23 protein-coding genes are annotated in these 25,956 nt (G+C 53.2%); 11 read left to right on the top strand and 12 right to left on the bottom strand.

Annotated features, from left to right (window positions below):
- Positions 1-60 precede the first annotated feature (60 nt).
- Positions 61-2,655, top strand: coding sequence for a TonB-dependent receptor (locus tag ACMAY6_RS07140; RefSeq protein ID WP_435215699.1), 2,595 nt, complete (start codon positions 61-63; stop codon positions 2,653-2,655).
- 583 nt (positions 2,656-3,238) lie between these two features.
- Here ACMAY6_RS07140 and ACMAY6_RS07145 read toward each other — a convergent pair.
- From ACMAY6_RS07145 to ACMAY6_RS07155, 3 genes are all read right to left on the bottom strand, one after another.
- Positions 3,239-3,643 carry an MAPEG family protein gene (locus tag ACMAY6_RS07145; protein WP_435215701.1) on the bottom strand — a complete coding sequence of 135 codons (405 nt, stop codon included), beginning with the start codon at positions 3,641-3,643 and terminating at the stop codon, positions 3,239-3,241.
- Between the two features lie 265 nt (positions 3,644-3,908).
- A complete protein-coding gene (locus ACMAY6_RS07150; protein ID WP_435215702.1) occupies positions 3,909-4,124 on the bottom strand; it encodes a TIGR02450 family Trp-rich protein in 216 nt (71 codons plus the stop codon).
- Positions 4,125-4,449: 325 nt separating this feature from the next.
- A complete protein-coding gene (locus ACMAY6_RS07155) occupies positions 4,450-5,928 on the bottom strand; it encodes an AMP-binding protein (RefSeq protein WP_435215703.1) in 1,479 nt (492 codons plus the stop codon).
- 204 nt (positions 5,929-6,132) lie between these two features.
- On the opposite strand from ACMAY6_RS07155, the gene ACMAY6_RS07160 reads away from it, so the two are divergent.
- Complete coding sequence (locus tag ACMAY6_RS07160; protein WP_435215705.1) at positions 6,133-7,137, top strand: metal-dependent hydrolase; 1,005 nt, start codon at positions 6,133-6,135, stop codon at positions 7,135-7,137.
- A gap of 39 nt (positions 7,138-7,176) precedes the next feature.
- On the opposite strand, the gene sat is transcribed toward ACMAY6_RS07160, so the two are convergent.
- Positions 7,177-8,364, bottom strand: coding sequence for a sulfate adenylyltransferase (gene sat, locus ACMAY6_RS07165; protein ID WP_435215967.1), 1,188 nt, complete (start codon positions 8,362-8,364; stop codon positions 7,177-7,179).
- 14 nt (positions 8,365-8,378) lie between these two features.
- Positions 8,379-8,996: an adenylyl-sulfate kinase gene (gene cysC, locus ACMAY6_RS07170; RefSeq protein WP_435215707.1), complete on the bottom strand. Its 618-nt coding sequence runs from the start codon at positions 8,994-8,996 to the stop codon at positions 8,379-8,381.
- Positions 8,997-9,104: 108 nt separating this feature from the next.
- Here cysC and ACMAY6_RS07175 point away from each other — a divergent pair, with 108 nt between their 5' ends.
- The gene (locus ACMAY6_RS07175; RefSeq protein WP_435215709.1) at positions 9,105-10,013 is read left to right on the top strand and encodes a LysR substrate-binding domain-containing protein; all 909 of its coding nucleotides are present in this window, start codon (positions 9,105-9,107) and stop codon (positions 10,011-10,013) included.
- Positions 10,014-10,019: 6 nt separating this feature from the next.
- Here the strand turns inward: ACMAY6_RS07175 and ACMAY6_RS07180 are convergent, their stop codons facing one another.
- Positions 10,020-10,883: a universal stress protein gene (locus ACMAY6_RS07180; RefSeq protein WP_435215711.1), complete on the bottom strand. Its 864-nt coding sequence runs from the start codon at positions 10,881-10,883 to the stop codon at positions 10,020-10,022.
- Positions 10,884-10,886: 3 nt separating this feature from the next.
- Positions 10,887-12,377, bottom strand: coding sequence for a SulP family inorganic anion transporter (locus ACMAY6_RS07185; protein WP_435215713.1), 1,491 nt, complete (start codon positions 12,375-12,377; stop codon positions 10,887-10,889).
- Between the two features lie 243 nt (positions 12,378-12,620).
- Here ACMAY6_RS07185 and ACMAY6_RS07190 point away from each other — a divergent pair, with 243 nt between their 5' ends.
- The 7 genes from ACMAY6_RS07190 (at position 12,621) to ACMAY6_RS07220 (ending at position 20,557) form a co-directional block, all read left to right on the top strand.
- Entirely contained in the window at positions 12,621-13,742 is a 1,122-nt protein-coding gene (locus tag ACMAY6_RS07190) for an AI-2E family transporter (RefSeq protein ID WP_435215715.1), read from the top strand.
- A 39-nt stretch (positions 13,743-13,781) separates the two neighbouring features.
- On the top strand, positions 13,782-15,341 hold the full coding sequence (locus ACMAY6_RS07195; protein WP_435215716.1) for an efflux transporter outer membrane subunit: 1,560 nt from the start codon (positions 13,782-13,784) through the stop codon (positions 15,339-15,341).
- Positions 15,341-16,444, top strand: a complete 1,104-nt coding sequence (locus tag ACMAY6_RS07200; RefSeq protein ID WP_435215717.1) for an HlyD family secretion protein — start codon at positions 15,341-15,343, stop codon at positions 16,442-16,444. The genes ACMAY6_RS07195 and ACMAY6_RS07200 overlap by 1 nt, the downstream gene beginning before the upstream one ends.
- Positions 16,434-17,465 (top strand): DUF2955 domain-containing protein, encoded by a 1,032-nt coding sequence (locus tag ACMAY6_RS07205; protein ID WP_435215719.1) that lies wholly within the window; start codon positions 16,434-16,436, stop codon positions 17,463-17,465. The genes ACMAY6_RS07200 and ACMAY6_RS07205 overlap by 11 nt, the downstream gene beginning before the upstream one ends.
- Entirely contained in the window at positions 17,462-17,935 is a 474-nt protein-coding gene (locus tag ACMAY6_RS07210) for an ion channel (protein ID WP_435215721.1), read from the top strand. Before ACMAY6_RS07205 ends, ACMAY6_RS07210 begins: the two co-directional genes overlap by 4 nt.
- A gap of 71 nt (positions 17,936-18,006) precedes the next feature.
- Positions 18,007-19,794, top strand: a complete 1,788-nt coding sequence (locus tag ACMAY6_RS07215) for a carboxylesterase/lipase family protein (protein WP_435215723.1) — start codon at positions 18,007-18,009, stop codon at positions 19,792-19,794.
- A gap of 151 nt (positions 19,795-19,945) precedes the next feature.
- Entirely contained in the window at positions 19,946-20,557 is a 612-nt protein-coding gene (locus ACMAY6_RS07220) for a uridine kinase family protein (RefSeq protein ID WP_435215725.1), read from the top strand.
- A 297-nt stretch (positions 20,558-20,854) separates the two neighbouring features.
- Here ACMAY6_RS07220 and ACMAY6_RS07225 read toward each other — a convergent pair whose 3' ends face one another.
- The 3 genes from ACMAY6_RS07225 to ACMAY6_RS07235 all read right to left on the bottom strand — a co-directional run bounded on the left by ACMAY6_RS07225 (position 20,855) and on the right by ACMAY6_RS07235 (position 23,434).
- Entirely contained in the window at positions 20,855-21,400 is a 546-nt protein-coding gene (locus ACMAY6_RS07225) for a glutathione peroxidase (protein WP_435215726.1), read from the bottom strand.
- 226 nt (positions 21,401-21,626) lie between these two features.
- Positions 21,627-22,556: an alpha/beta hydrolase gene (locus tag ACMAY6_RS07230; protein WP_435215728.1), complete on the bottom strand. Its 930-nt coding sequence runs from the start codon at positions 22,554-22,556 to the stop codon at positions 21,627-21,629.
- Between the two features lie 14 nt (positions 22,557-22,570).
- A complete protein-coding gene (locus tag ACMAY6_RS07235) occupies positions 22,571-23,434 on the bottom strand; it encodes a 1-acyl-sn-glycerol-3-phosphate acyltransferase (protein WP_435215730.1) in 864 nt (287 codons plus the stop codon).
- A gap of 110 nt (positions 23,435-23,544) precedes the next feature.
- On the opposite strand from ACMAY6_RS07235, the gene ACMAY6_RS07240 reads away from it, so the two are divergent.
- Positions 23,545-24,459: a DMT family transporter gene (locus tag ACMAY6_RS07240; protein ID WP_435215969.1), complete on the top strand. Its 915-nt coding sequence runs from the start codon at positions 23,545-23,547 to the stop codon at positions 24,457-24,459.
- Here ACMAY6_RS07240 and ACMAY6_RS07245 read toward each other — a convergent pair.
- On the bottom strand, positions 24,449-25,270 hold the full coding sequence (locus ACMAY6_RS07245; protein WP_435215732.1) for an HAD family hydrolase: 822 nt from the start codon (positions 25,268-25,270) through the stop codon (positions 24,449-24,451). The genes ACMAY6_RS07240 and ACMAY6_RS07245 overlap by 11 nt on opposite strands.
- A gap of 68 nt (positions 25,271-25,338) precedes the next feature.
- Positions 25,339-25,935: a DUF3501 family protein gene (locus tag ACMAY6_RS07250; RefSeq protein WP_435215734.1), complete on the bottom strand. Its 597-nt coding sequence runs from the start codon at positions 25,933-25,935 to the stop codon at positions 25,339-25,341.
- Positions 25,936-25,956 lie beyond the last annotated feature (21 nt).

Raw genomic sequence — 25,956 nt, forward strand, 5'->3', positions numbered from 1 at the left:
CGTTGTTAGAGCCAACCGCGTAGCTTGAATCTCAAAAAAAATCATAAAGAGGTGTTTCCAATGCTGTTTTCCCAAAAACGACTGCCTTTAGCGGTAGCCGTCACTGCTTTCGTTGCAGCGGCGCCTGTGTCTGCACAACAACTCGAAGAAGTAATCGTGACCGCGCAAAAGCGGGCGGAGAACCTTCAGGACGTTCCAATTTCCGTGAGCACGGTGAGTGCCGAGAAAATTGCTGACAACACCATTCTCAACTTCGCTGCCTTGGCCGACTTTGTGCCAAGCCTGCATATTGCCGACGCGCCAGTAAATACCAATATCTACATGCGCGGTATTGGTTCGGGTAACAACCGAGGCTTCGAGCAGTCTGTTGGTATGTACCTTGATGGCGTTTATCTGGGACGAGGGCGTCAGTACCGTTCAGCGTTAATGGACGTCGAGCGAATTGAGGTATTGCGTGGCCCGCAGGGGACTCTGTTTGGCAAGAACACCGTTGCAGGCGCGATTAACATTTCCAGTGCCTCGCCGGTACCCGGCGACGATATGACAGGCGAAATTAACGCGTCCATCGAGGAAAACGGTGGCCAGATTTATGAGGGCTTCATTCAAGGCGGTACCGACACACTAGCCGTGAGAGCAGCTTTTCGTTATCGCGAAACAGACGGTTATGTTTACAACGCCTACCTCGATCAAGATGAGGGTGCCACTGAAGAGCAAGGTGCACGAATTACCGTTGTTTGGGAGCCTTCAGACTCTTTCTCAGCGAACCTAAAATATACCAATATGCAGCGTGATCGCGACGGTGCTGCCAGTGCAACCTGGAAGTATTTGAGCCCTTCTGAGCGAAACGCCGACGTGCCAAACCGCAGTGATTTTGCGAATACGGCCTATCAAATTATGGACGTATTTTTCCCTGATTTTCCGGGAATTGCGGGTCAGGACTTTACCACCTACAAAGATAACGGCTACGGCCGTAGCCAAGATGACGGCATCGGCATTGGGTTAAAGCCTGAAAATTCTGATGATGAAATCGAAAACATTTCGCTGAATATGTCTTGGGACATTGGTAACGGCACTTTAACTTCGGTGACGGGCTTTGCATCCTATGAATATTTCGACGACGTCGACGTAGATTGGTTACCTTTGCAGTTTATCGACCGAAGTGATCAGCACGAATACGATCAGTTCAGTCAGGAGTTACGCTGGGCTTCTCAAATCGGCGACCGCTTTAGCTATACCGTGGGGGCATACTACGATGAGAACGAGCTCGATATGCTGGGTCAGGTCGTTATTGATACGAACTTCGATGGCTTGTTCCCTGAGTTTGTCGCCTTAGCTAACGGCTTGCCCGCAGCGGCCGCACCTTTAATGCCCCAAAACCTGCTCGCCGTTTTGACTGGCGATAGCCCACTCAATGGCATTCCCGGTTACGGTGTTTACAGCGCGAACCAGGTGGCTCGTAACCACAGCTTCAATCAGGAGACGGAATCCTGGGCCGTGTTCGCTCAGGGTACCTTTGACTTGAGCGATACGCTGCGGGTAACTCTGGGGCTTCGCTATACCGAGGAAGAAAAAGACGCGGTGAGCGACCAAAAGTTGGGTGACAGTCTTTGCGGCATAACCGGCAATTTGGAAGGCGGCACCCAAGGACAGTGTGGCGCTTATAACAACTGGCTAGGTGTCGTTCAGGCCAGCAGTTTCAACACTTACAACAAGTACTGGGTAGGCCAGCGAAAGACCGATGATCTATCGCCATCAATCAACTTCCAGTGGGATATGAGCGACAGCGCTATGCTGTACATAAGCTACTCGCAGGGCTTTAAGTCTGGTGGTTTCAGTGCGGCGGATGATGGCAACCCCGGCGACCTTCCTGTCGGCGTGCCACCCATTCCGCCCGCTGTAAATAATGGTTTTCAGGCCAACAGCTATGTGTCTAATGTTCCCAACGAAGACTTCGAATTCGACGACGAGTCTGTTGAGTCTATTGAGATTGGCGGAAAGCACGAGTTCTTAGACGGTGCGATGCGATTGAACTGGGCGGCGTTTTACTCTGAGTACGATGATCTGCAGACGACCATTTTTAAAGGTGTAGGCTTTGCTGTGAAGAATGCGGCCTCGTCGGAAGTGCAGGGGGTCGAAGTTGATTGGCTGCTGCAGGTTACCGATAGCCTGCGTGTCGGTGTGAACGCGGCCTATCTTGATGCTTCCTATGGTGACTTTAAAGATGGGCCGTGCAATGCGATTCAGCTCGATCAAAATTCCGCGTGTGGAACGCCAGCGGGTATTGCAGCGGGCTCCAGTAATGACTTGACGGGCGTAAGCACGCTGTATGCCTCTGACTGGAGCGGTAATGCGTTTGTCGATTTCCGGACCCAGCTAGGTGGAATGGAGCTCTTTGCAGGTGTTGATGCGAATTATCGTAGTAAATTTTCATCCGCGGGTGATGATGACGTTAACGACGATATTGACAGCTATACGAAGGTCAACGCACGTATTGGCCTAGGCGGTGAGCGTTGGGAAGTTATGGCTTATGGCCGAAACATCTTTGATGAAGCGGCTCTGCAGCAGAGCTTCGATACGCCGGTTCTTGCCGGAAGTCACACCTGGTACATGGATGAGGGTGCGGTCTTCGGTGTGCGAGGTACGCTGCGCTTCTAAATACGACGTAATGCAAAGCCCGCCAAATTGGCGGGCTTTTTTTTGCCTAAAAAAGCCGAGGAATGACAGATCACCCCAAAAATTTGGTGCCCAGCCAACGCCGCTTTGTTGCACAAAAATCTTTGTAGCATTGTCGGCGAGCGACAACGGCCTATATACCTATAAACGGTACGGCGCTTGTACTACGAGATACACGCAACCTTGAGCACAATCTCAGTGAGAGAGGTAAATGAGGAGTCTTATATGAGGTTTACGGGATTGTTAAAGTAACAGACGCACCGGTGAGTAAGCGTTGGGCACCACCATGATAAGACGGGCCTTGCAGGGGTGATTGCCGGTAAACCGTTTCTCCCCACACCTCATACTTCCGTGAGTCTTCTTACAATCTCACATTTGGAGGGGTTTACGAATCTGGCGTTCCCCTAGGTTCGCTTGAGCCAAATAGCTCAATGCGTTAAGCGCTGTTCGATAAAAACAGCCTAGAGAAAGGAGCAAGTATTGCGAGTGTTATGCCGCGGCACGGGTCGGTGTCCCGAGCCGCGGTTGCATGGCGCCGGCCAACTGGCAACAGCGCCGCGAGTGTTTAGCCCAACACGTCGAACAGGATCCAAAACGAAGCAGTGGCATAGACCCCAAAGGTAGCGAACATGCCAATAGGGCGACCAATACCGGGTCCGACTTCGGTAATGCCAACGTAGTGCAGGAAACGGCCGACCACCAGCAAGGCGCCAAGGGTGTGCAACCAGGTCGTACCGGCACCCAGCAGTTCCATCAAAAGTAATAAAACCACCGCGAGTGGCACGGTCTCAACGAAGTTACCTTGACCGCGATTAAGCTTAAACAGCGCATCGTCATTGCCGTCGCCGAGGTCGATCTTGTTCTTCACTCGATACAAGCCGACCCGCATGGTGATGGGAACAAAGAGTATGCCCAGCAAGGCAATGTAAATTGGAGTGATGGACAAAAGACTCATGTTGGGAAGTTCCATAGGTTGTTCCTTTACGACCAGTGTTGAGTTGTTTTTGAAAGTATGGGTTTGGACAGCTGTTTTCTGCAAGGGCATAGCAAGCAACACTGGCCTCCATTTGTCAATCAGACGCCAACATTATTGAGCGCTTTGGGCAACGTATCTGGATGCTGTTCGAGGCTGCTGTGCCAAGTGTTTGCCACAGAGCGTGCCCATGGCTGTTGCGCCAAACGAGTCGTCAGCCCAGCAAGTCAGTGTGCTTCTGAGACTAATAAATTCAAAAAATTTACTGCCATCCCTGAAGCCAAACCTCCCGCTCTTTTAATGTCGACCACTCAATCTGAATAAAGCGATTAGACATGACAGCGTTTAACTCACACTCAATAACAAGCCCCTCTTCGTCATATTCTACGCGACTCACCACAAAGTGTTTTTCCTTATTGATGGGGCGCACCGCAGTCCATTTGCTGTTCAACAACTTTTTGGGATGAATTGGATTCATAGGGAAAGCTTGTAGGGCTGCTCGTTTAGAAGGGTTAGAGACCAGATAATCGCAAAACCACAATCACCAAGGCAAGCACCGTAATCGCAGACGTCGGCAGCGACCCGCGGATTGTCCCAAACCCTCATGCATTTGCATCGACCTGAAAGTTTGCCAGCGTAGGATTCTTCATACTGTGCCCCCGCTATGAACTCAAATGTGCCTGACACGTTTCCCCGGGCGCCTTGTCCCGAATGCGCTTTTCCGCCAGCTTGATGCACAGCGGGAGAGAGGCCCTTGGAACCGAGCCAGGCGCCGTGAACCTGCTGTGCCTCGGCGGCAGGATTTATTGCGCATCGCGTTGGTCACGTAACAAGGTGCGGCGGATTTTACCGGCCTCATTGCGAGGCAAAGTCTCTACCAATTCAATCGTTCTGGGCACTTTATAGTTGAGCAACTGTTCTCGACAAAGATCCAAAAGCTCTAGCATCAGCGTGTCCGGGTCCAGTGCTGCGAGCGGTTCAACAACAGCATGAACGCGGCGCCCCAGATCGTCATCCTGAAGGCCCACGACGGCCGCATCACGGACCTGTGGATGCTGAGTGATAACGGCTTCGACTTCTGCAGGGAAAATGTTTGAGCCGCCAGAGATGATTAAATCAGTTCGTCGGTCAGCGAGGTAAAGATAGCCGTCGTCATCTAACCATCCAAGATCGCCCACACTGGTGAAGCCTTCGAGCAGGTTTTCCAGAGGTTGTGATCCAAGGTATTCGCAGGGTGGTGGGCCACCGGCAATGCGGGTAAAGATTTCGCCAACCACGCCGTTTGGAAGTGGCTCGCGATTTTCATCTAAAATTAAAATTTCCGTGCCGATGCCTTTACCCACGCTACCTTTATGCTGGAGCCATTCATTGCCATCGATAATAGTAAGCCCGTTGGCTTCGGTCGCGGCCCAAAGCTCAAGCACACGCTCACCGCCAAGTTTTTCGATAAACCCTTCTTTTGCCCAGCTTGGGCAGGGTGCCGCTAAGTGCCACGTAACACGGACAGAATCCAAGTTTCTTTGCTGCCAATCGGGCTCGCGCAGCATGCGCTGCATCATGGTGGGCACCAAATTGAGTACCGTTGGCTGATAGGCTTCAATTAAGTCAAGGCAACGTGCGGCATTGAAGCGTTCATTGAGCAGCACCCGGCCACCCCGGATTAGCATGTTCAGGGAAAACCAAAAGGGGCCGTTGTGGTAAAGCGGGCCCGGTGAGTATTTGAGATCACCAGGTTCGAAGCGCATGAGTTGAGGGATGATAGGATTCTCCGGATCGAAAAGCGCGTCCCCAGTGGTGAGAATGAGCTTCGGCTTTCCCGTTGACCCGCCCGAGGCTAAAGCCTTGATGGGTTTGCTGACTCGATACGGTAAAGCGGCGCTGCCCGAGCTTTTATCGCTATAGTCATCGGGGTTAACCGTCGTTTGATCAAAGGCTTGGCGAGAAATAATGACTCGAGGCTGGGCAAGATCAATAAGGCCCATAAGCTCTGTTGGTGGCAGTTTGCTGCTGACCGGCATCGGGGTGCCACCTGCCTTGAATATAGCCACCGCTGCGACGAGAAACTGATTGCAGGTGGGCAGGTGGATAGGCACAAGATCCCCGGTTACTACCCCCAAGTCCAGTAACGCCCGTGCAATATTGTCAGTCCAATTTTTTAGTTCACGCCGCGACACAGTTTCAGTGGGCCCTGAGTTCATTGCTGTAGTCAGCAGAGTTTCCTCAGGTAGATCAGCAGCCAACTCGTCAAGAATGGCGCCCAGCGTTTTGAGCGTCTCGGTCATAGGTATCTCCCTTGCACGTGGCTTGTAGCTCTTTGTTTACAGTATCGACTTACGGCTTAGCTACACTATTTTATAGGTTTTATTGGCCTATGGAGTCCCATGTTTGTTCGTAGACTCAGAGGCTACTAGCTGGCATTGTGTTGGCCGTCCGTTCCGTAAGGGTACTGGCGACATCGAATTCTTGTTTTGTGGGAGTCATACACATTGGACCCTTTGAGTCAGGCTGTTTTAGGCGCGGTTGTGCCTCAAGTAGCAATGCGCCATCGCAACCTCGCACGTTTAACGCTTATCGGCGCACTCGCCGGCATGGCCCCCGACCTCGATGTGCTAATTCGCTCGACCAGCGATCCGCTGTTATTTCTTGAGTACCACCGTCAATTTACCCACTCCCTCCTTTTTGTCCCTATAGGATCATTGCTGTGCGCGCTGGTTTTCTGGAAGACGATTGGCCGAGGCCTGAACCTATGGGCAGTTTGGATGGCAGCGTTTCTCGGCTACATGACCCATGGCCTCCTCGACGCTTGCACCACATATGGCACTTTACTGTTCTGGCCGTTCTCTGACGCGCGCATTGCCTGGAATAATATTGCCGTTATAGACCCCTTATTTACGCTGCCGCTGCTGGTTGGCGTACTCTGGGGGCTTGCCCGACAGTCTGTGTGGATACCCCGGCTGGCACTATGTTGGGCGCTGCTTTATCTCACAGCAGGTTCGCTGCAACACGATCGTGCGGTGGCTATTGGGGAGAATCTGGCGCAGGGCAGAGGGCATGCCGGTGTGTCAGTGTCGGCGAAGCCTACGCTGGGCAACTTGGTGTTGTGGAAGGTGATTTACCGCCATCAAGGACGATTTTGGGTCGATGCCGTTCGCGTAGGTTCCGACGTGCAGGTTTATCCGGGAGGATCTGTCGCCGCCTTTGATCCAGAGGTGCATCTCACTTGGCTGCCTCAGGATGTGCAGCAGCGTCGAGACCTCGCGCGCTTTCGTTGGTTCTCTAACGACTATCTGGCTGTGGACCTGCAAGATCCGCTACTGATCGTTGATATGCGTTATTCGCTCATGCCCAACGAAATAAAGGGTTTGTGGGGCATAAAATTTGACCCCCGCGCCGGGCCCGATCAGCACGTTAGCTATGAGGTGCAGCGCAGTGTCGACAGTGGTCGTGCGAAAAAATTGTGGTCAATGCTCAGGGGTCAGCCGGCGGGGTAGCGGGGGCGTCCTGTTGACGCCCGTCTCGTCAGGGCCGCTTTATGCAATCTCAGACTGGTAGTAAGCCATAAGGATTTCGGCGACTTCGGGTCGTGAGAATTCAGGGGGTGGTGCAACACCTTCACTCAGCATCTCCCGAACCTTGGTGCCTGAAAGCAGAACAAAGTCGTCTTTGTCATGATCGGGAGCCTCACGCATCATGACAACCTTGTTGAGCTTTTTAGACCAAGCCGTATGGTCGGCACTGAAGATTTCAATGTCTAATGCACCTTCAGGAACCGACTCAGTAAAGATGGTTTGGGCATCAAAAGGACCGTAATAGTCGCCGACACCCGCATGGTCTCTGCCCACTATGAGGTGCGTGGCGCCCATATTTTGGCGAAAGACCGCGTGCAATACGGCCTCTCTGGGACCAGCGTAAAGCATGTCAAATCCGTAGCCGCTCACCATGACCGAATTGGGTGGGAAATAGACGTCCACCATCTTGCGAATACAAGCGTCACGCACGTCGGCGGGGATGTCCCCGGCCTTTAACTTGCCCAATAACATATGCACGATGCAGCCATCAGCTTCGAGGCGTTCCATGGCCATACGGCATAGCTCTTCGTGGGCCAGATGCATTGGGTTACGGGTTTGAAAGGCGACCACCTTGTTCCAGCCTCGCTTTTCAATGTCAGCGCGTATTTCAACGGCGGTTTGAAAGGTGCCTGCAAACTCGTCCCTAAAATAACTGAAGTTTAGAACCTGAATGGGCCCTGACAGGAGCTGATTGCCCAACTGAGTGAACGTGCTCACGCCAGGGTGGCTGTTGTTGTCAGTACCAAAAATCTGGCTAGCCATGGTGGCAATCTGTGAGTCGGTAACGGCCTCAACGTTGGTGACATCCATGATGCCCAGTATTGGATGGCCCTCTACGTTGGGATCTCGCAAAGCAACGCGAGCGCCGTTTGCGATGCTGGTGTCCTGAGTCAAGTTAACGACTGGAACCGGCCAGAATAACCCATCAGTCGTGTGCATATTTTCTGCGACTGCAAGGGCATCTGCTAAATTCATATAACCTTGCAGTGGGTTAAAGTACCCCGCGCCTAGCATTACGGCATTGGCCGCAGCTGCCGAGTTCAGCAGCAGTGATGGCAGCGTCTCGGCTTCTTTGAGCAGTTGTTCTCTTGCGGCATCGTCAGACACGTACAGGGGGTGTAAAACATCCGAACCGTGGGGCTTGATCATCATTAAGTCTCTCTTTAAGCGGCCAAAATGCCGCGCTGTTCCAAGTATTCAATCAGTAGCTCAACCTCAGCCTCAAGGGTCATCTGATCTGTGTGCAGATGGATCTCAGGGGATTCGGGTGCTTCGTATGGATCGTCAATGCCGGTAAAGTTTTTGATTTCTCCGGCACGGGCTTTCTTATAAAGGCCTTTCGGGTCACGTTTTTCGGCTTCCTCAAGGGCGCAATCTACAAAAACTTCAATGAACGTCATACCAGATTCAGCGTGGAGTGCTCGTACCTGGTCGCGATCCGCGCGATAGGGGCTGATAAAGCTGCTGAGTGCGATGACGCTGGAGTCCACAAATAATTTTGCAATTTCACCAATACGACGGATATTTTCAGTGCGGTCTTCCGCTGAAAAACCGAGGTTTTTGTTAATCCCGAAACGGATGTTGTCGCCATCGAGGCGGTAGCTGAGGTGCCCACGCTCAAACAGCTTGGCTTCCAATGCGACAGCAATTGTACTTTTGCCACTGCCGGACAATCCGGTGAACCAAAGGGTGGCGCCTTGTTGTTTCATCATACGATCGCGATCAGCGCGTGTAATTTCACCATCATGCCAGTGTACGTTAGTGGCTTTTTGCTCGGTCATTGGAGGTCTCCTGTTTGATGGACGCGGAGTGTAGATTTATATTGGGTATTTGTTAAATAGTTTTATTAGGTACAAACTACCTATTTAGCAAATACTAGGGTGTCGTCGATGAGCGCCGTACGAAACGAGTCTCTCAGGTTTTCCCTGCGACAGTTGGAAATTTTCATCGCCGTTGCGAGCACGGGAACAACCGCTGAGGCAGGGCCGGTGCTTGCGATGTCACAGTCAGCGGTAAGCGCTGCCCTAAAGGCCTTAGAGACTAACCACAACGCCGAGCTGTTTGACCGCATTGCCAACCGTCTGGTGCTCAATCCGACGGGGCGTCAGTTGGAGGTGCGGGCGCGCGTGTTGCTCGAGGAGGCCCGTCAGCTGCAAGCTGAGTTGCTATCAACGTCGCCATCGGGTGATCTCAACATCAGCGCAAGCTTTACTATTGCCAACCACCTTATGGTTGATTACCTCGCAGCGTGGTTGAGCCGTTATCCAATGGCCAAAGTGGATATCACTCCGGGGAACACTCCCGATGTAGTGACTAAAATACTTAATAGAGAGAGTGAGCTAGGGCTGATCGAAAATGAAACTAACGCCAAGGGCGTCGATTTAATCCCTTGGGTGGAGGATGAGTTGTTTGCTTTTTGTGCGCCCAGCCATCCACTAGCGCAGAGAGGGCGTTTAACAGAAACGGATATTCTCCGTGTGGACTGGATTTTGCGCGAGCCCAATTCTGGTGCCCGCTCCCTATTTGATCAGGTGTTTGCCTCGTTGGTACCTCAACTGCGAGTGCGCCTTGAGCTGCGTCATAACGAGCCCATTCTGAGAGCGGTAGAGCAAGAGTTGGGGGTAGGTTGTCTCTCGGAGAAGGTTCTGGCGCCCCACCTAGAGCAAGGCGCTCTTGTGGCTTTGGCGCTGCCAAAAAAACTGCGCCTTAGACGTAAGTTTTACTTCTGTCAGCGGCGACAGCGGCATCATAGGCCTGAGGTGACCGAGTTTTTAAATCTTTGTAGGGGCGCTCAGTAAACGGCACTAACGCAGAACGATAAGCGGAGACAAGCTGCTTTGAATCATTCGTATGGTATTGCTGCCTAAAAATAAATGCCGGACTTTTGAGTGTGCAAAGGCTCCCATAATCAGCAAACCAATGTCATGCTCCCGTTGGTAGTTGAGCAGTGAATCTGTGACGCCCCCGTCAACGAGGCTGGATGTCACGTGATAACCCTCGTTGCTAAGCCGTGACGCTGCCGCCTCAAACTTATCGGTATGAGCATCGTCATGATGACCAACCATCACCAAATGGCAGGGCAGGCCAGTCAACAATCCGCCTTTTATAATTCGATCAAGGGAGCGTTCTGCGGTGTCTCTGCCGTCGTAAGCCAACATGAAACTCTGGGGCGCGGTGAACTGCGCACCTGTTATGAGAATTGAGGTGTGCACCTGGCGAATCAGTGATTCAATATGAGAGCCCAAGGCGGTAAATTCTCCCGCATGGTCGGTGCCCACCTTGCCGACAACCATTAATCGGGCCTGGGCTTCGAGTTCCACAAGGGCTTCCACGAAGTCGCCGTGTCGGAGTAAGGTTTCGACTTGGCCGGCACCATGGGCCAGCGCGCGACTCTCAGCTTCCTGCAGTAAGGTCTTGCCGTACTGCATCGCCAAACGCCCCCGTTCCTGATCGAGCTGCGCCATGCGTTCGAGTAGTTCAGATTGCGCCCCCAGACCGATAGCACCGCTCCAATCATCGGCGCCGTGCTGTTGCCGTCGTTCTAGCGTGTGTAGCAGCAATAAGTCTCGATTAAGCCGAGACGCTACCCAAGCGGCGGCTTCACAGACCGCTAGGGATCCCACCGAGCCGTCAACACTCCCGATAACTTGATCTTCTTGCTTTTCCAAGGTCTAGTGTCCCCCCATTAGTTTTTCGACTTCTGCTGGGTCGTTATGAATTCCGAACTTATCGACCACAGTTTCCGTGGCTTCATTCATACCATGGATCGTCACTTCTGCGCCCTCGCGGCGAAATTTAATTACGACCTTGTCGAGGGCTGCTACGGACGTGACATCCCAAAAATGCGCGAGGGATAAATCGATTACTACCTGCTCCACGGCCTCTTTAAAGTCAAAAGCAGCTATGAACTGTTCACTCGAGGCGAAAAACACCTGTCCAATGACTTGATAGGTTTGAGCACCAAGCTCAGGGTCTGGGTCAGCCTTAACCACCATGAAGCGCCCAATCTTGTGGGCAAAAAAGAGCGACGCCAGCAAGACTCCGACAAAAACGCCGATTGCGAGGTTGTGGGTCGCAACAACAACAATGACCGTACTGATCATGACAATGTTGCTGGACATCGGGTTGCGCCGCAAATCACGGATTGATACCCAGGAAAACGTACCAATCGACACCATGATCATCACGGCCACCAAAGCGGCCATGGGGATTTGCTGCAGCCAACTGTCGAGGAAGACCACCATAATAATGAGAACACTGCCAGCGGTCAGAGTAGAGAGCCGTCCTCGGCCACCTGACTTCACATTAATAATAGACTGGCCGATCATGGCACAACCTGCCATACCGCCAAAACAGCCCGACACTACATTAGCGATGCCTTGTCCCTTGCACTCTTTATTGCGATCACTGGGAGTGTCCGTTAGGTCATCGACGATGGTCGCCGTCATAAGCGATTCTAGGAGACCGACAACCGCCAGCCCTACTGAGTAGGGCAAGATAATCATCAGTGTGTCTAGATTCAAAGGAATATTGGGCAGCAAGAATATAGGCAGGGTGTCGGGTAAGTCCCCCATATCGCCCACCGTTCTGATGTCGAGACCCAAGAAAATACTAATCGCTGTCAGGCATATGATGCAGACCAAGGGTGAGGGGATGGCTTTGCCAATCACCGGTAGTCGGGGAAACAGATAAATGATGCCCAAGCCACTCGCCGTCATGGCATAGACGTGCCAGGTGACCTGAGTCAGTTCAGGCAACTGCGCCATGAAAATTAGTATTGCCAGTGCATTCACAAACCCGGTGACAACGGATCGTGAGACGAAGCGCATAAGCTCGCCGAGCTTTAGAAAACCTGCAATGACCTGCAATACGCCGGTGAGCATGGTCGCCGCCAGCAAATACTCAAGCCCATGTTCTTTGACCAGTGTCACCATAACCAGGGCCATTGCGCCGGTGGCAGCCGAGATCATGCCAGGGCGACCGCCGACGAAAGCGATAACGACCGCTATGCAAAAGGAGGCATAGAGGCCCACCCGAGGGTCAACTCCCGCGATAATGGAAAAAGCAATGGCCTCCGGGATCAAAGCAAGGGCGACGACGAGCCCCGCGAGTAAGTCGGCGCGGATATTGCCGAACCATTCTTCCTTGAGCGTTGTGAGCATGGTGATAACCGGGTTGACTGAAGAGGGCGAGGACTATTCGTATTGAGCGTCATGTCTGGATCAGTCACGGATCAATGACCCAGCCACGGCACTTAAGCGGGGCGCAGGGTAGTACATTAATGCCGCCGCGTACACTGACCCTTGTCGCTGCAGGAGTTGCAGTAGAGGTCGCTGGGGGGAGTCGTGATTGTGGCGCTTTCCATGCATACTATGAGCTAACCCGGTTTCCCACAGGAGTTCCCATTGGAAGAGCAATATCAGGCGGTCAAGACCCGTATTTCACATGACCTGATGCAAGTGGCGCTGCGGTTGGTCTTTGCGCTCTTATTGTTGTGGGTTTGCGCCAAGATATTTGCGCCATTTGCGGCTCTTATGTCCTGGGCGTTGATTGTTGCCATCACGCTCTATCCCCTTCATTTGCGTATCAAAGGTTCTTTGGGCTGGAGCGATGCACGAACAGCGACGGTAATTGCCGGCACGGGTTTGCTGTTGCTGGGCGTCCCGACCGTATTGTTGGGTATGTCTCTTGTCGACCACGTTACCTCGATCATTAGCCAGTGGCAGCAAGGCAGCCTTGATATCGCGCCCCCGGATGAGTCTGTCAAAGACTGGCCAATGGTTGGGGAGCGCGTGTACGTAATTTGGTTGGAAGCTTCCGACAACCTCGCAGAGTTATTGGCGGCCCATGGCGAAGAAGTCCGCGGTTTGCTCAAGCGTTTTGTTGGTGGTACCGCCAATATGCTAACGACTGTCGGTCTGTTTTTGGGGGCTATAGTCGTTGCCGGAATCATGATGACCTTCGGGCAATCGGGGAGTGCAGCGATGGGGCGCATTGCGGTAACCCTCGTGGGAAATGGTCGGGGCGAGGAACTGCAGGCTTTATCAGTCGCAACTACGCGTTCGGTGGCCACTGGCGTCATTGGGGTTGCGGTCATTCAGTCGCTATTGTTGGGTGTCGGCTTTCTTTGGGCCGAGGTGCCCGCTGCAGGGGTTTTGGCAGTACTTGCGCTTATAACTGGCATCATTCAGTTACCGGCGCTGCTGATAACGCTGCCGGTGCTCATTTGGCTCTGGACCTCCGGCGGGGCGGGTGATGGCTCGGTAGTTATGGACGTTGTGATTACGGTCTATCTTATTATTGCTGGACTTGCTGACAATGTGCTTAAGCCCATTTTGTTAGGGCGCGGGGTCGATGTGCCTATGCCGGTTGTCTTAATCGGTGCCTTGGGGGGAATGGTCGGCATGGGGTTGATTGGCCTATTCATGGGGTCGGTTGTTCTAGCTATTGGTTACCAGTTGCTTTGGGCTTGGGTAGATCGTGAAACGACCCAGGTAACCATCAACGAAACCAGCGAACCGTCTTAGCGCCTCGTTTAAGCCGAATTGCTTTGAGTTTGACTTGAGATGACCTTTTCTAAACGCCTCAGCGCTACTGCCATCTGGGTGCTGGTCCTAATGAGTTGCACGACGGTTGGCCCTGATTACGTGCCGCCGGATGATAGCTGGCTCGAGGCGCTTGAGGTTTCTGTTTACGGTGAGTCGATCACGGTGGTCTCTGAGTCTGAATCTGAGGCTACGCTTTGGTGGCGTCAATTTGACGATCCGGTGCTCAACGCTCTTGTCGAAGAGGCGAGGTCCGAAAACCCAGGCCTAAGAATTGCTGGACTTCGGGTGCTGGAGGCTCGAGCTCTGGCAGCTGCGGCTGGCTCAGCGCTTTATCCTCAGGCACAGACAGTTGATGTAAACGCAGCCTATGCCAAGCGCAGCAATGGTCCGGGGGAGAGTGGTTTTAGTAGTTGGGATGCCGGCTTTACCCTGGGTTGGGAGCTCGACTTTTGGGGTCGATTTCAGCGCGGTATTGAGTCGGCTGACGCGGCTTATTTTGCGTCACTGGCAAACCAACGAGACGCTCAAGTTCTCCTCGCTGCAACGGTTGCCGACATTTATTGGCAATACCGGGTCACCGAGGGGCGCATTATAATTTTGAATAAAAACGCCGAGCTGCAGTCTCGCAGCTATGACATTACGCGACAGATGTTTGATGCTGGACAACAGTCCGAATTAGACCTCCAGCAAGCTCGCACTCAATATTTAGCGACCCTGGCAGTGCTGCCGTCTTTGGAGCAAGGAGCAGGGCAGCTTGCTAATGCCCTCTCAGCCCTTCTAGGACGCGCTCCAGCTGAGATGCAAGCACGCTTGTCAGATCGCCCGACCGGACCTGCCAACCTACCCAGCAGTCATCGCGTTGAGTTGACCGAACTCCCTGCGACACTCATTCAGCGGCGGCCAGATGTCCGGGCAAGTTTATGGGCTGTGGCTGCACAATCTGCCCAAATTGGTTTGGCGGAAGCGGATTACTACCCCTCGATAGCAATAGGAGGCAGCATTGGTTGGTCTGGTAACTCCCTCACATCCCAGGACAGCTCAGGACTGCTTGGTGTGGGTCCTGCGGTACGCTGGACAGTATTTGATTGGGGACGAATCGCCAACAACGTTCGCATTCAGGATGCTCGGTTGCAACAGGCCATAGAGGTTTACCGCAATACAGTGCTTAATGCCGCTCGGGAAATCAACGACGCCTCCATAGCCCTAGATAAGACCGAACAGCAGCGCGTTTTACTGGCGGAGACTGTCGAGGCCTCAGAGCGGGCATTAGAAATTGCCAGTACGCGTTATCGAGAGGGTTATGCTGACTTTCAGCGAGTTCTTGATGCGCAGCGCGTGGTGTTCACCCAAGCCGATAGAAAGCTACAGAATGATGGCCAGCACCTTCGGGCCATTGTTGCCACGTACAAGGCGTTAGGAGGGGGCTGGAGTCCCGACACAATGGCCGACATGTTGCCGACATCAGTTTTACGACAGATGCAGGAGCGCTCCGATTGGGGTGAATTACAGTTGTTACAGGTGGGTGATGAACAGGCTTCACCTATTCAATCGGTGCCTTCCGAAGTGGAGTCTAAATAATGAGTGACACGTCAGAGGAAGCTGGCAGTAAGACGATCAACAAAGGTGCAGGCTTGGTGGTGGTTTGCCTGGTCGTGTTGCTGGCCTGGTATGTTTCGGCGGATCGACAGACACCCTACACGTCTCAAGCCCGAGTTGAGGGCTTCGTCGTCGGGGTGGCGCCAAAAGTGGCGGGTCTGATCACGCAGGTTCACGTCGCAAATAATCAACGGGTTCAGGCCTCTGATCTGTTATTTACTCTCGATCAGTCGGATTACCTCATTGCACTGCAGCGCGCTGAGTCAGATCTGGAGAAAGCTCGTCAGCAGTTGGCTGCGGGTGATGCCGGAGTTGCGGCAGCACGGGCCGGGCTGGAAGCGGCTTTGGCGAATGAAATGAAGAGTGCGAAGGACTTTGAGCGCTTAAGTCGCCTCTTCGAGCAGGACTCGGGCACAATATCGGAACGAAGGTTAGAAATGTCGGAAGCCTCCTTGGTCGCTGCAACGGCGCAGGTCGTCGCCGCTCGGGCAAATATACAACAGGCAATCGACGCTAAAGGTGGCGATGACGATAGCAGCAATGCTTATTTGAAATCGGCACAAAGTGCATTGACCAAAGCGCAACTTGATCTCGACAATACCCATGTTCGGGCGGGGAAATCGGGCGTGATTACGGATCTTCGTGCCGAGGTGGGCCAGTTTGCTGGTGTCGGCAAGCCGGTAATGACCTTGGTGGCGACCGATGAACTCTGGATCAATGCGGCTTTTACAGAAAATAACTTAAGCGCGCTTATTGAGGGCGCTGAGGTCGAGTTGCTCTTCGATACGTTGCCGGGGCGAGTCTACGAGGGACATGTTCTATCTGTCGGTTTAGGTGTGAGTGCTTCGACAAATACCCAGCCAGGTACACTACCATCCATTCAAAATAATCGTGATTGGCTGCGTCAAGCCCAACGATTTCCCGTTCAAATAGCCATAGCCGATCTGTCCGATCCGCACTTGAGATCGGCCCTTCGAATGGGTGGCCAAGCATCGGTAGTGGCATATGGTGACGCACCGTGGATTCTGAAGTCGCTGGCTTGGCTGAGCATCCGAGTTCGAAGTTACCTGTCCTATGCCTATTGAAGCACGACGTACCTTCCGGCTCGCGCTCACTGTAACCATCGCCTTGGTCTTGGCGTACGGTAGCGGAATTTCTGTTCCCTATTTAGCGCCGCTATTGGCCCTCATTCTTACCTTAAAACCAGCGCCGCCAATGGCTGCGGGAAAATTGCTGGGCCTTGCGGTCGCCCTCGCTCTGATTCTTGGAGTGGGTTTGTTGATCGCGCCGCTGGTAGAGCAGTACGCCCCGATCGGACTGTCCCTCGTTGCTCTGGGTCTTTTTGTGAGCAATCGAATGAGTTTGGGGGGAGACAAGACCGCCGTGGGTACTTTGCTGGCCATGAGTCTGACGCTTATTTCCGCACTGGGTGTGTTTAGCCTGGCTTTGGCGCAAACTTTGGTGACAATGCTGGTCGCAGCCGTCGTCATTGCGGTGATTAGTCAGTGGATTGTTTATCCTTTTTTTCCCGAGACAGACCTCAATCTTGAGGCATCATCCTTGGCACAGGATAACGATGACAGTGCCTCTGAAAACACCTCAGCATTGCGCGCAGTTGTTGTTATTTTGCCTGCCTATCTATTCCTGTTAATAAATCCAATGGGACACACGCCGGTGATGATGAAATCGATTGTGCTGGCTCAGTCTCCCTCCGTCATTGAAGCCAAGCAGGCTGCGGTTGAATTACTGGGTGCGACCGTGCTCGGTGGTGTTTTAGCGGCTTTGCTCTGGTTTGGCTTGAAGCTGTCACCTCGCCTCGATATTTTTGCGCTGCTCATTCTGTTGGTCATGATCGGGCTAGCCCGAAAACTGTACGTACCTAATGCCACACGTTTTACGCAGCAGTTTTGGATTGACGCCTCGGTGACGATGCTTATTCTTTTGGGTCCTGCGGTGGCGGATAGCGCTGCAGGCAAAGATCCTTATCAGGCTTTTCTCTTTCGTTTTGGTATGTTCTTTTTGGTGGCTATCTACGCTTGGGGCAGCATGGTAGTGCTGAATCGCCTGGGCTGGCTGAGTCAAAGAAAACAGGAAATCGCAATATGATAATCGCACTCACAGTGGGTGTTGCCGCGATGGTAGTCTGCTTATTCGTGCAGGGAGTCCTATTGTTCCTCGCGACACGTTACTACGTAAGACACCTAACATGGGTCAAGAGCGCATCACGTGCGATGACCATGCTGTTGATATCCCAGGTTATGTTGATGTTAGTGGTTGGGAATCTGGTTCAAGGTGGCATTTGGGCGTTGCTGTTTGTGTTTTTAGGCGAGTTTGGCGACTGGGCAACGGCTTATTACTTTTCTTTGGTTAATTTTGCGACCTTGGGCTACGGCGATATTGTCATGTCGGAACGCTGGCGAATACTGGGGCCCTTACAAGCCATCAATGGTGTGCTGATGATTGGTGTGTCCACGGCGTCTATAACAGCGGTTGTCCATGATGCCTTTCAGCGCTCGTGGTCTAGGCCAAACGCAGAGTCCGAAACTCATGTAGAGGCTGGCAAAAACCGCGAATAGCGTTAAATCGATTTGAACTAAGTGGCTCAGGTAGCCGTACTCTCGCTAACTTCTGCGCAAACGAGTAAGTCATGAACCTAATGTCAAAGATCTCTGTGTTGCTAACGGTACCCTTTTTGGTGCTGACAGGTTGTTCTCAGCCGCCCATGAAGCCCGTATCGGGAACGGAGGTGGCGACCGAGTCAGGTCGCGTAATCGGTGTTGCAGGGAACGAGCAGGTCATTCATTGGCAGGACATCCCCTTTGCGCAGCCCCCCGTAGGGAGTTTGCGGTGGCGGGCGCCACAACGCTACAGCAATGCCAACGGTGAAATTCAAGCTCGGGAAAGTACGATTTGCGTGCAAGAATCCGGCGCCATTTCTGGTACCGAGGGCGCCTCTTTCGTGGGATCCGAAGATTGCTTGTATCTCGATATCGTCGCACCCGGGTCTGTTCGGGATCAGGCGCTACCGGTCATGGTCTGGATTCACGGCGGAGGAAATACCTCGGGCACTAAAGATACCTATGATTTTTCTGCGCTTGCACACGATCAGCAGGTTGTCGTGGTAACCATCAACTACCGCTTAGGCCCTCTGGGCTGGATGACACACCCCAGCATTCAGGGTGAAGCGGAGGGCCTGGACAAAAGCTCCAACTTTGGCCAGCTGGACATCATTGCGGCCCTCGAGTGGACGCAGCGGAATATTGAAGGTTTTGGCGGCGATCAGAATAACGTCACCATTTTCGGGGAGAGTGCAGGGGGGCACAACGTGTATGCGTTGCTGGCGTCACCCTTAGCCAATGGCTTATTCCATCGCGCCATTGCTCAGTCTCCCTACACGACGACCGTAACACCGCGGCAGGCCTTTAATCGAGATCGCGAGTTTCCTGAGTTGGATCGGGGCAGCTGGGAGGTAGTGCAGGCACTAGGACTTGATCCCGATGCAACCTCCGGTGATGCCCTGCGATCAATTGAGGTTTACGACCTCATGGGCGCTTACTATTCCCTCGATAAAGACCACTTGAGCCCGCTGTCTACGGCAGACGGGATCGTAATACCGGCTGTGGGTATGGCGCAGGCGCTTGCCGATCCTCAGTACGCGAAATCGGTTCCGGTGTTGTCAGGCTCAAATCGCGATGAGGTCACATTATGGATGGGGTTGAATCGTTATTTTGTCAACGGTGACCCGGTGCTTTTTGGGCTGCTGCCGCCGCGCATGTCAGTCAAGAACGAGGAGACGTATCGCTACTGGGTGGATTTAAGATCTCGTGCCTGGAAAGCGAGGGGGGTTGACCAAGCGATGCTCAACTTGGGCGCGGCAGGGTATGAGAGCCTTTACACCTATCGCTTTGATTGGGACGAGCAAGCTGAGAGTTGGTTTATCTCCTTCCCTAGCCTTTTAGGTGCCTCTCATGGGGCGGAAATTGCTTTTGTCATGGGAGCCCCCATGTTTGGGCCAATAGGGGATTATATGTATCCCGATACGAGTTCTGCGCGGGAAATGACAAACATCATGATGAGTGCCTGGGGTAACTTTGCGCGTAAAGGCCAGCCCGGGGCTGTGGTCGGTAATCCGTGGCCGCCGTTTTTAGCTGATGCGCCCCACACGATGGTTCTTGACGGCGTTTCAAGTAGTCAGGTCGTGATGGAGAGTCCGACTTTGGGTGAATTACTCCGTGAGATTGAGGCGCCCTCAAGCCTCGATGCCACCGAGCGTTGTTTGTTAATGTGGGAAATGGTGACGAACATTGGCCAGCCTATCTACGACGAATACGCTCGATGGAATAACGGAGAGTGTGGTGACTTTAATGTGCGCAATGCCAAGGCCGCGATCAAGGCTGCGCTTTTAGAACAATATGGGTCAACGTCACTGCCATAGTTTGTTCAGTCAATTTCCCCTCTAGAGCTCGATTGCCAGCTCACGGGGAGGGAGTTCTGACCTGAGGTATTGTGGCGTAGGGTGCATAGGATTCGCGTTGAACCCTGAGCGCAATTGGCGCAAGCACCGAAAAATAAGGGGAAAGTGCCTGATGATTGTGGCTATCACGGGAGCATCGGGCTCGGGTAAATCGACCTTGGCGCAGTCGCTTGTTGCATTTAGTCGCGGCTTGCCCGGTGGTCCTACAGCTTGCCTTTTAAGTCTTGACGCCTACTATCGTGATCTCAGTCACTTATCCCTCCAAGAACGCGAAGCCGTTAACTTTGACCGAATAGATGCCATTGAGCTGTCTTTTTTTTGCGAACATTTGTTGCAGCTAAGATCAGGCGGGCAAATCGAGGTTCCCCGTTACGACTTTTCTAAACACACGCGAATCGCAGACCACACTGATGTGCTTGGTCCAGCGCAGTTAGTTGTCGTAGATGGTTTGCTTCTGGGGGCGTGGGCCGATCTGTCTTCCAACGTCGATCACACGGTTTTCGTCGATACACCGACGTCGGTTTGTTTCCAGCGACGATTGCAAAGAGATTGTGGTGAGCGGGGGCGCAGCGAGGCTTCGGTGCATGAGTTTTGGAACACGCGGGTGCTCCCCGAGTTTCAGCGTTGGGGTGAGGGCGCGAAGCAAAGGGCGGATCAGGTGGTCAGTGGAGAGGTCTCTACGGCCGTTGCCACGGCGGAAGTTTGGGGCGCACTGCCGTTTTAAAGGCGCTCTTTTTGTTTGCTGACCCATTGGAAGTGTCGTGTTAGTTCTGGATCTTCTTGCAGTTTTGCCAAGGTGTTGTAGGTCCTAGCTAGGGTTAGTTCGTCAAAACGCCGATGAATGCCCCTGTGGCATTGCACACAGACCATGATGCCGGTGCTGAGATCGCTCTTTTTGAAGTGGCGGCGAAAGTGCGTCCGACGGTGCACCTTCTTAGGAATTAGGTGATGGAAAGTGAGTCTCACCCTGCGCTGACAGCAAGCGCAGGGTGCAACTGAGCCACGCTGCCGTGGCCCGCTATCACTCTGCCGATGCGAGGGCTGCGTCAAGGCTGCCGCGCAATTTTTGGCTGTCTGGCCCTACGTTGCTTCCGAAATGTTCTACGACATTACCCTGGGTATCCACGACATACTTATTGAAGTTCCATGTGGGATACCCTTTCGCTTCTCCAAGCCCTCTGAATACCGGATTAGCCCCTTTGCCGCGGACCTCGCTGGTCGCCATCATAGGAAAGCTGACGTCGTATTTTTCGTAGCACACAGCCGCTACGTCACCTTCATCGTTCTCTTCTTGAAAGAAATCGTCGCTGGAAAAGCCAATAACCACGAGCCCTTTATCCCCGTACTCGCGATGGAGGGCCTCAAGACCGTCAAATTGGGGTGTGTAGCCACAGTTGCTCGCAGTGTTGACGATGAGCATCGCCTTGCCAGCATAGGCGTCACAAAAGTTCACGGTTTCTTTGGAGCTAAGTTTGCGCATCTCATTATTGAGGTAGTCCGGGCAGGCGTTGGCAGCCAGACTGAACGCGGCGGCAAAAAGGACGGTTAGGCGACTGAATGTATTCATAACAGATCTCCGGCATAAGCTGGGTGAATTCATAGGTATCGATGAAGTATTACGTCGGATCGACGAGGCTGGATGTGGTGGAAGGTAAGGATGCATGGAAACAACTTAGACAGTTATAGACAAAGCCTTTGCTTGGCGCTTTGCTGCAACCAATGCCTCGAGTGTGCGCATCGATGCATCCTGCTGTGGACCCTCTCAGGGCTTGGCGCTAAATGTTTTGCTGTAACTAAAGTTGTTGCATCAGAAACGCGCTGAGTTGCTCTACGGTCCATGATTTATGGCATTTAAAGGCAGCGACATGGGTGCCCCAGCGTCCCTTGTTGCTAATGCAGGCATGGTCAGCCACGACCGCAGGTGCTATTGCTAAAGCAATGTTGGAATTGGCAGATGCGAGTTTCTGCGCGAAGGGTAGACGAGTAATAGGGTCCTCAGGGTCTTGGATCAGCAACGTTGGTATGGTCACTGATTCAGCCAGTGTGCCAGCATCTACAGCACCATAGGGAAGATCGCCCATTCTCGTGGCGGCCCACGCCATGGGGGCAAACAATCCCGGTGGCAGGCCAAAGGCAATCCAGCCCCCTTGCATGAGCGCGTCCGTGGTATTCAGCAAAGGATCAATGAGTACCATGGCGTCCAGCGCCAAGCCCTGTTGCACGGCATAAATCGTTGTAGCGCCGCCCATAGACAGCGAGACACCAATTTTAGGGAGTTGCGAATACCCTTTGGCGTCCACCCAGTGAGACACCGCGATAAGGTCTGGCCATTCTTTCGCCCCCATACCGAGCTCGCCATCAGTGATAGGGGAGTTGCCGTGATTGCGCAGATCGATCGAAATTACTGATAGATCGAGCCCTACCAGCATTTGATAAAACTCCAATGAAGGAAGAAACCATGAGGTTCGATTCGATCCGGCTCCATGGGCAAATAAAACCACGCCCTTGGGATTTTCAGCGGGCATCCACCAGCCCTCAAGTTCCAGACCATCGCTACTGACACGCACGTCTTCGTAGGCCATACCGACATCGGCGGGGTTGCTGGTTACGGGGTTGGCGGTCATCTGTACAGCCAGTTTGGGTCCCCAGATAAAGGAGAACAGCAACCACAACACAACGGCGAGGCCCGCGCCCCAGGAAAGAATTTTTAGTGAAGCTCGCATTGATTCAAACTCGGTTAAATGCTCAGGATACGTCGTAGCAATCCGTCTTTGTGGCGGCTTTGCTCCCGTTTGAGCAGCAGGTTTTTAATTTCGACGTCGATGGCATGTTCCACGTCGCCACGAATCCGCTCTTGCTGTTTTTGGGTTATGTTTCGGCCCGCAAAGCCACTGAGGTCAATCGGAGCACAAAAACTGTAAAAGGTGGTTTTGGGTTTGGGGATCGGTGTACCCATAACACCGGAGGGTATAGGTGGCACGAGATCTGGCCGCAAATCGCGGGGTAACATACCGAGCTGGATCAATAGTTGCGTCAACTGGGCCCCTTGAACTTCTGGTCCTGATAGGTGCTGATCGAAGTATTCGTCAGGCCCCACGGCGGCGAAGGGCACGATGGTGTAGCCCATTTTGGCGGCGAGTCGGATGAAACCGTAGCGGTTTTTCCACATCAGTTCATAGCGCTGCTCGGGCAGTTTTACCGCCTCATAGGTACCTCCGGGATACAGCAGCAAGTCGCGCCCGGCGGCCATTAGCGCGGTGACAACGTCAGCGTGGCCCAGCGCAGCTCCTAGTTCTATAACCGTATCGGCATACTGACGGTTGGCAAACAGTGTTTTGTCCCCTAGCGGGCGTAGAAACCGTCGGTAGTCGTTGTGCATCAAAATGTGAAATACAAAAGCATCGACTGCTAATAACGAGTGATTTCCCACAAACAAAGCCGGCTTGCCTGGGAGTCGCTCGAGTCCATAAAACGAAGGCTTGAACCATCGCCGTAGCAACGCGGCGGAAAAACTAATGCCAGGGCCCGAGGGCATTGTCACCTGCAATACCCGCTCAATATGTGTGGCTAATTCAAGGTGCGGCGGAGTTTCGTCGGCCAAAGTTCTTGCGCTCTGTGACTAAGAAGGGTGGGAAGGTTAGCAGATTGCAGTCCAGAATAATGCGAACTTCGTACACCTAACGTTCTAGCATTCTAGTGATCGACGCAATGATGCCACCCAAGCCGAAACATTGGGCTCTGTTATTTTATCTGGTTCTCTTTTGGGGGTTCGCCTTCGGATTGATTGCAATGGCGCTCGAAGTGTTTCATCCGGTGGCGCTGGTGTGGGGGCGACTTACCCTAGGCGCCATTATTATGGCAGGCGTGCTGATTTATAAGCGACTGTCGTTGCCCAAGGATCCGGTGTGGTTGCTGAGACTACTCATACTGTCAGTCACGGGCAACGTGCTGCCTTTTGTCCTTGTCGCTTGGGCTGAGCAGCACGTCGCCAGTGGGGAAGTGGGCTTGTTGATGGCATTAATGCCCATCACTACACTGGTGATGGGACATTACTTTTTGACCCATGAAAGGTTTACTCAGCAAAGAATGATGGGTGTGTTTCTGGGGCTCGCAGGCGTCGCGCTGCTGTTAGGCGATGACTGGTGGGTCTACGGAGGCGAGCTCCGCTTGACGGGCCAGCTGGTCACATTATTTGCAACCTTTTGCTACGCTGCCAACGGCATTTATGCCAAGCGTTTGCCACCCATAGATCCTGTTGTTTTAGCTGCAGGCTCCTTAGCGGTGGGCTCGATACTGCTTTTGGGCCCAGCGCTCTGGTTTCAGGATTGGAGCCAATCTTTGGAGATTCCTAGCGCCTGGCTCGCACTCTTCGTGCTTGGAACAATGGCAACGGGCGTCGCCACTTGGGTCTACTTCATCGTTGTCGGCGAGGTGGGCCCGGGGTTTTTGTCGACGATTAACTACCTCATACCCGGCGTCGCCTTCTTGGTAGGAATCACCGTATTGGGTGAGACAGCGGGGTGGCCGCAGTACACAGCGCTGCTGCTCGTTTTGAGCGGAGTCTGGCTTATACAACCGCGGCCGCCAAAGGTGCATGCAGCCACGATAGCCGCAGTCAAAGGTTAAAACGACTCCGGAGGAAGTGCGCCACACCGTCCTCGTCATGATGTCCGATGACCTGCGTTGCGAGGGCTTTCACTTCGTCGTCGGCATTTGCGGTCGCGTAGCACTCGTCGGCTACAGCAAACATACTGAGGTCGTTGTCGCCATCGCCAAATACAATGATATCGCTAAACCCCAGCTCCTCGCGTAGCGTGTTGATGCCATTACCCTTGCTGCCTTGGCTATGGTGTATGTCCATCCACGATAGGCCCTGAGATTGAATGGCGGTCCCAGTGTACGCCACGAGGCCTTCCTCATCAGCCACAGAATCGACTACCGACCTAATGTCCGCTGCGGGCCCCATGCCGCTCAGGTTAATAACCTGCACGTCTCCGGGCATCGCCGCTATAGGTTCAAGAGGTAGGTGCCGTTCATCCTCAAAAAGTTGGGCCAGTCTATTTTCTGCCTCACTTTTGAGCGCGCCGTGATACACCGCATGGTAGCCGCTGGAGTCTAGAGTGAAGAGAAAAGGTGTGATGCCCTGTAGGTCCATAGCCTGCAAGACGTGGGTGACTTCGTGTTGCGCCAAGAGGTGGCGGTGGCTGTAGTCCCGTTGCTCCGGGCACCAAATCACTGCGCCGTTTTTCAGAATATGCGGAAGCTCGAACTGGAATCCCTTGAGGGGCCCCATGGCCGCCTGTAACGTACGTCCGGTGGCCACAGTGTAGGCAATTCCCGACTGCCTTAGCAGGCTAAGGGTCTCGGCGGTGAAAGGCGTGACCTCTGAACCAGCGTTTAGCAAGGTGCCGTCCATGTCGAAGACAACGAGAGTCACGCTTGAGCTTCTTGCGTTAGCGCCATGGCCGGATTTTCCTTAGGTGGGCGGTTAGAAGATCGCAACGATTAGTGTGTTGCGATCACAAGGTCATTAGTGAGTGACGCTTTTATTTCAGGTTCTACGGCAAATTTCTCAATGGGATAAGCGTCATGATCCACCCCGGCATAGAGGGGGGAACCGTCCTTCAATGCCGCTATTTGTTCAGCGGTAAGTTCGAACCGAAGAAAATGCACCGCGGAAGTCTTTTCGGCGTTTTCACGTTCGAGGTCCTCATCCGCAATGGGTGTAATGCGGTCTAAATCACCCACTTGCAACCAGACGAGATCTTCAATGCCTTTCATCTTGCCCAGCTGTGCTGCCCGCTCTACTGGGTCTCCAAACTCGATCATGAAGGTGGCTTTCCAGTTGTGGCCATCAGGTATCAAGGGGTTGTAAGCGCTGAGCTCCTCTTCGATGCCAGCAGACTCGAAGGTTTTTTCAATCCTCAACATTTCTTGGATCTGGTAACGAATAGTGACGTCATCTTCAAAATACAAGCGAGCATGCCGTCCCAGAGCCAGCTGCCGGGTCTTTTTGTGCGCCATGACTTGAGTTCTAAATTCATTGCGACGCAGCGCGTACTCTTCGAGTGACCAGAGGTCCTCACGTCTGAGTTGGGTCATTGTTAGGTTCCTTTCGTTCTC

Origin of the sequence: Luminiphilus sp. nBUS_16 (assembly GCF_051201645.1) — a bacterium.
In the GTDB taxonomy this organism is placed as follows: domain Bacteria; phylum Pseudomonadota; class Gammaproteobacteria; order Pseudomonadales; family Halieaceae; genus Luminiphilus.

Coding starts and splice junctions, on each gene's coding strand:
- cysC (WP_435215707.1), bottom strand. CDS start 8,996: ATGACCGAGCAAAAAGCCACTAACGTACACTGGCATGATGGTGAAATT.
- ACMAY6_RS07250 (WP_435215734.1), bottom strand. CDS start 25,935: ATGACCCAACTCAGACGTGAGGACCTCTGGTCACTCGAAGAGTACGCG.
- ACMAY6_RS07215 (WP_435215723.1), top strand. CDS start 18,007: ATGAACCTAATGTCAAAGATCTCTGTGTTGCTAACGGTACCCTTTTTG.
- ACMAY6_RS07200 (WP_435215717.1), top strand. CDS start 15,341: ATGAGTGACACGTCAGAGGAAGCTGGCAGTAAGACGATCAACAAAGGT.
- ACMAY6_RS07230 (WP_435215728.1), bottom strand. CDS start 22,556: ATGCGAGCTTCACTAAAAATTCTTTCCTGGGGCGCGGGCCTCGCCGTT.
- sat (WP_435215967.1), bottom strand. CDS start 8,364: ATGATCAAGCCCCACGGTTCGGATGTTTTACACCCCCTGTACGTGTCT.
- ACMAY6_RS07175 (WP_435215709.1), top strand. CDS start 9,105: ATGAGCGCCGTACGAAACGAGTCTCTCAGGTTTTCCCTGCGACAGTTG.
- ACMAY6_RS07150 (WP_435215702.1), bottom strand. CDS start 4,124: ATGAATCCAATTCATCCCAAAAAGTTGTTGAACAGCAAATGGACTGCG.
- ACMAY6_RS07145 (WP_435215701.1), bottom strand. CDS start 3,643: ATGGAACTTCCCAACATGAGTCTTTTGTCCATCACTCCAATTTACATT.
- ACMAY6_RS07240 (WP_435215969.1), top strand. CDS start 23,545: ATGCCACCCAAGCCGAAACATTGGGCTCTGTTATTTTATCTGGTTCTC.
- ACMAY6_RS07155 (WP_435215703.1), bottom strand. CDS start 5,928: ATGACCGAGACGCTCAAAACGCTGGGCGCCATTCTTGACGAGTTGGCT.
- ACMAY6_RS07225 (WP_435215726.1), bottom strand. CDS start 21,400: ATGAATACATTCAGTCGCCTAACCGTCCTTTTTGCCGCCGCGTTCAGT.
- ACMAY6_RS07185 (WP_435215713.1), bottom strand. CDS start 12,377: ATGCTCACAACGCTCAAGGAAGAATGGTTCGGCAATATCCGCGCCGAC.
- ACMAY6_RS07220 (WP_435215725.1), top strand. CDS start 19,946: ATGATTGTGGCTATCACGGGAGCATCGGGCTCGGGTAAATCGACCTTG.
- ACMAY6_RS07140 (WP_435215699.1), top strand. CDS start 61: ATGCTGTTTTCCCAAAAACGACTGCCTTTAGCGGTAGCCGTCACTGCT.
- ACMAY6_RS07210 (WP_435215721.1), top strand. CDS start 17,462: ATGATAATCGCACTCACAGTGGGTGTTGCCGCGATGGTAGTCTGCTTA.
- ACMAY6_RS07195 (WP_435215716.1), top strand. CDS start 13,782: ATGACCTTTTCTAAACGCCTCAGCGCTACTGCCATCTGGGTGCTGGTC.
- ACMAY6_RS07205 (WP_435215719.1), top strand. CDS start 16,434: ATGCCTATTGAAGCACGACGTACCTTCCGGCTCGCGCTCACTGTAACC.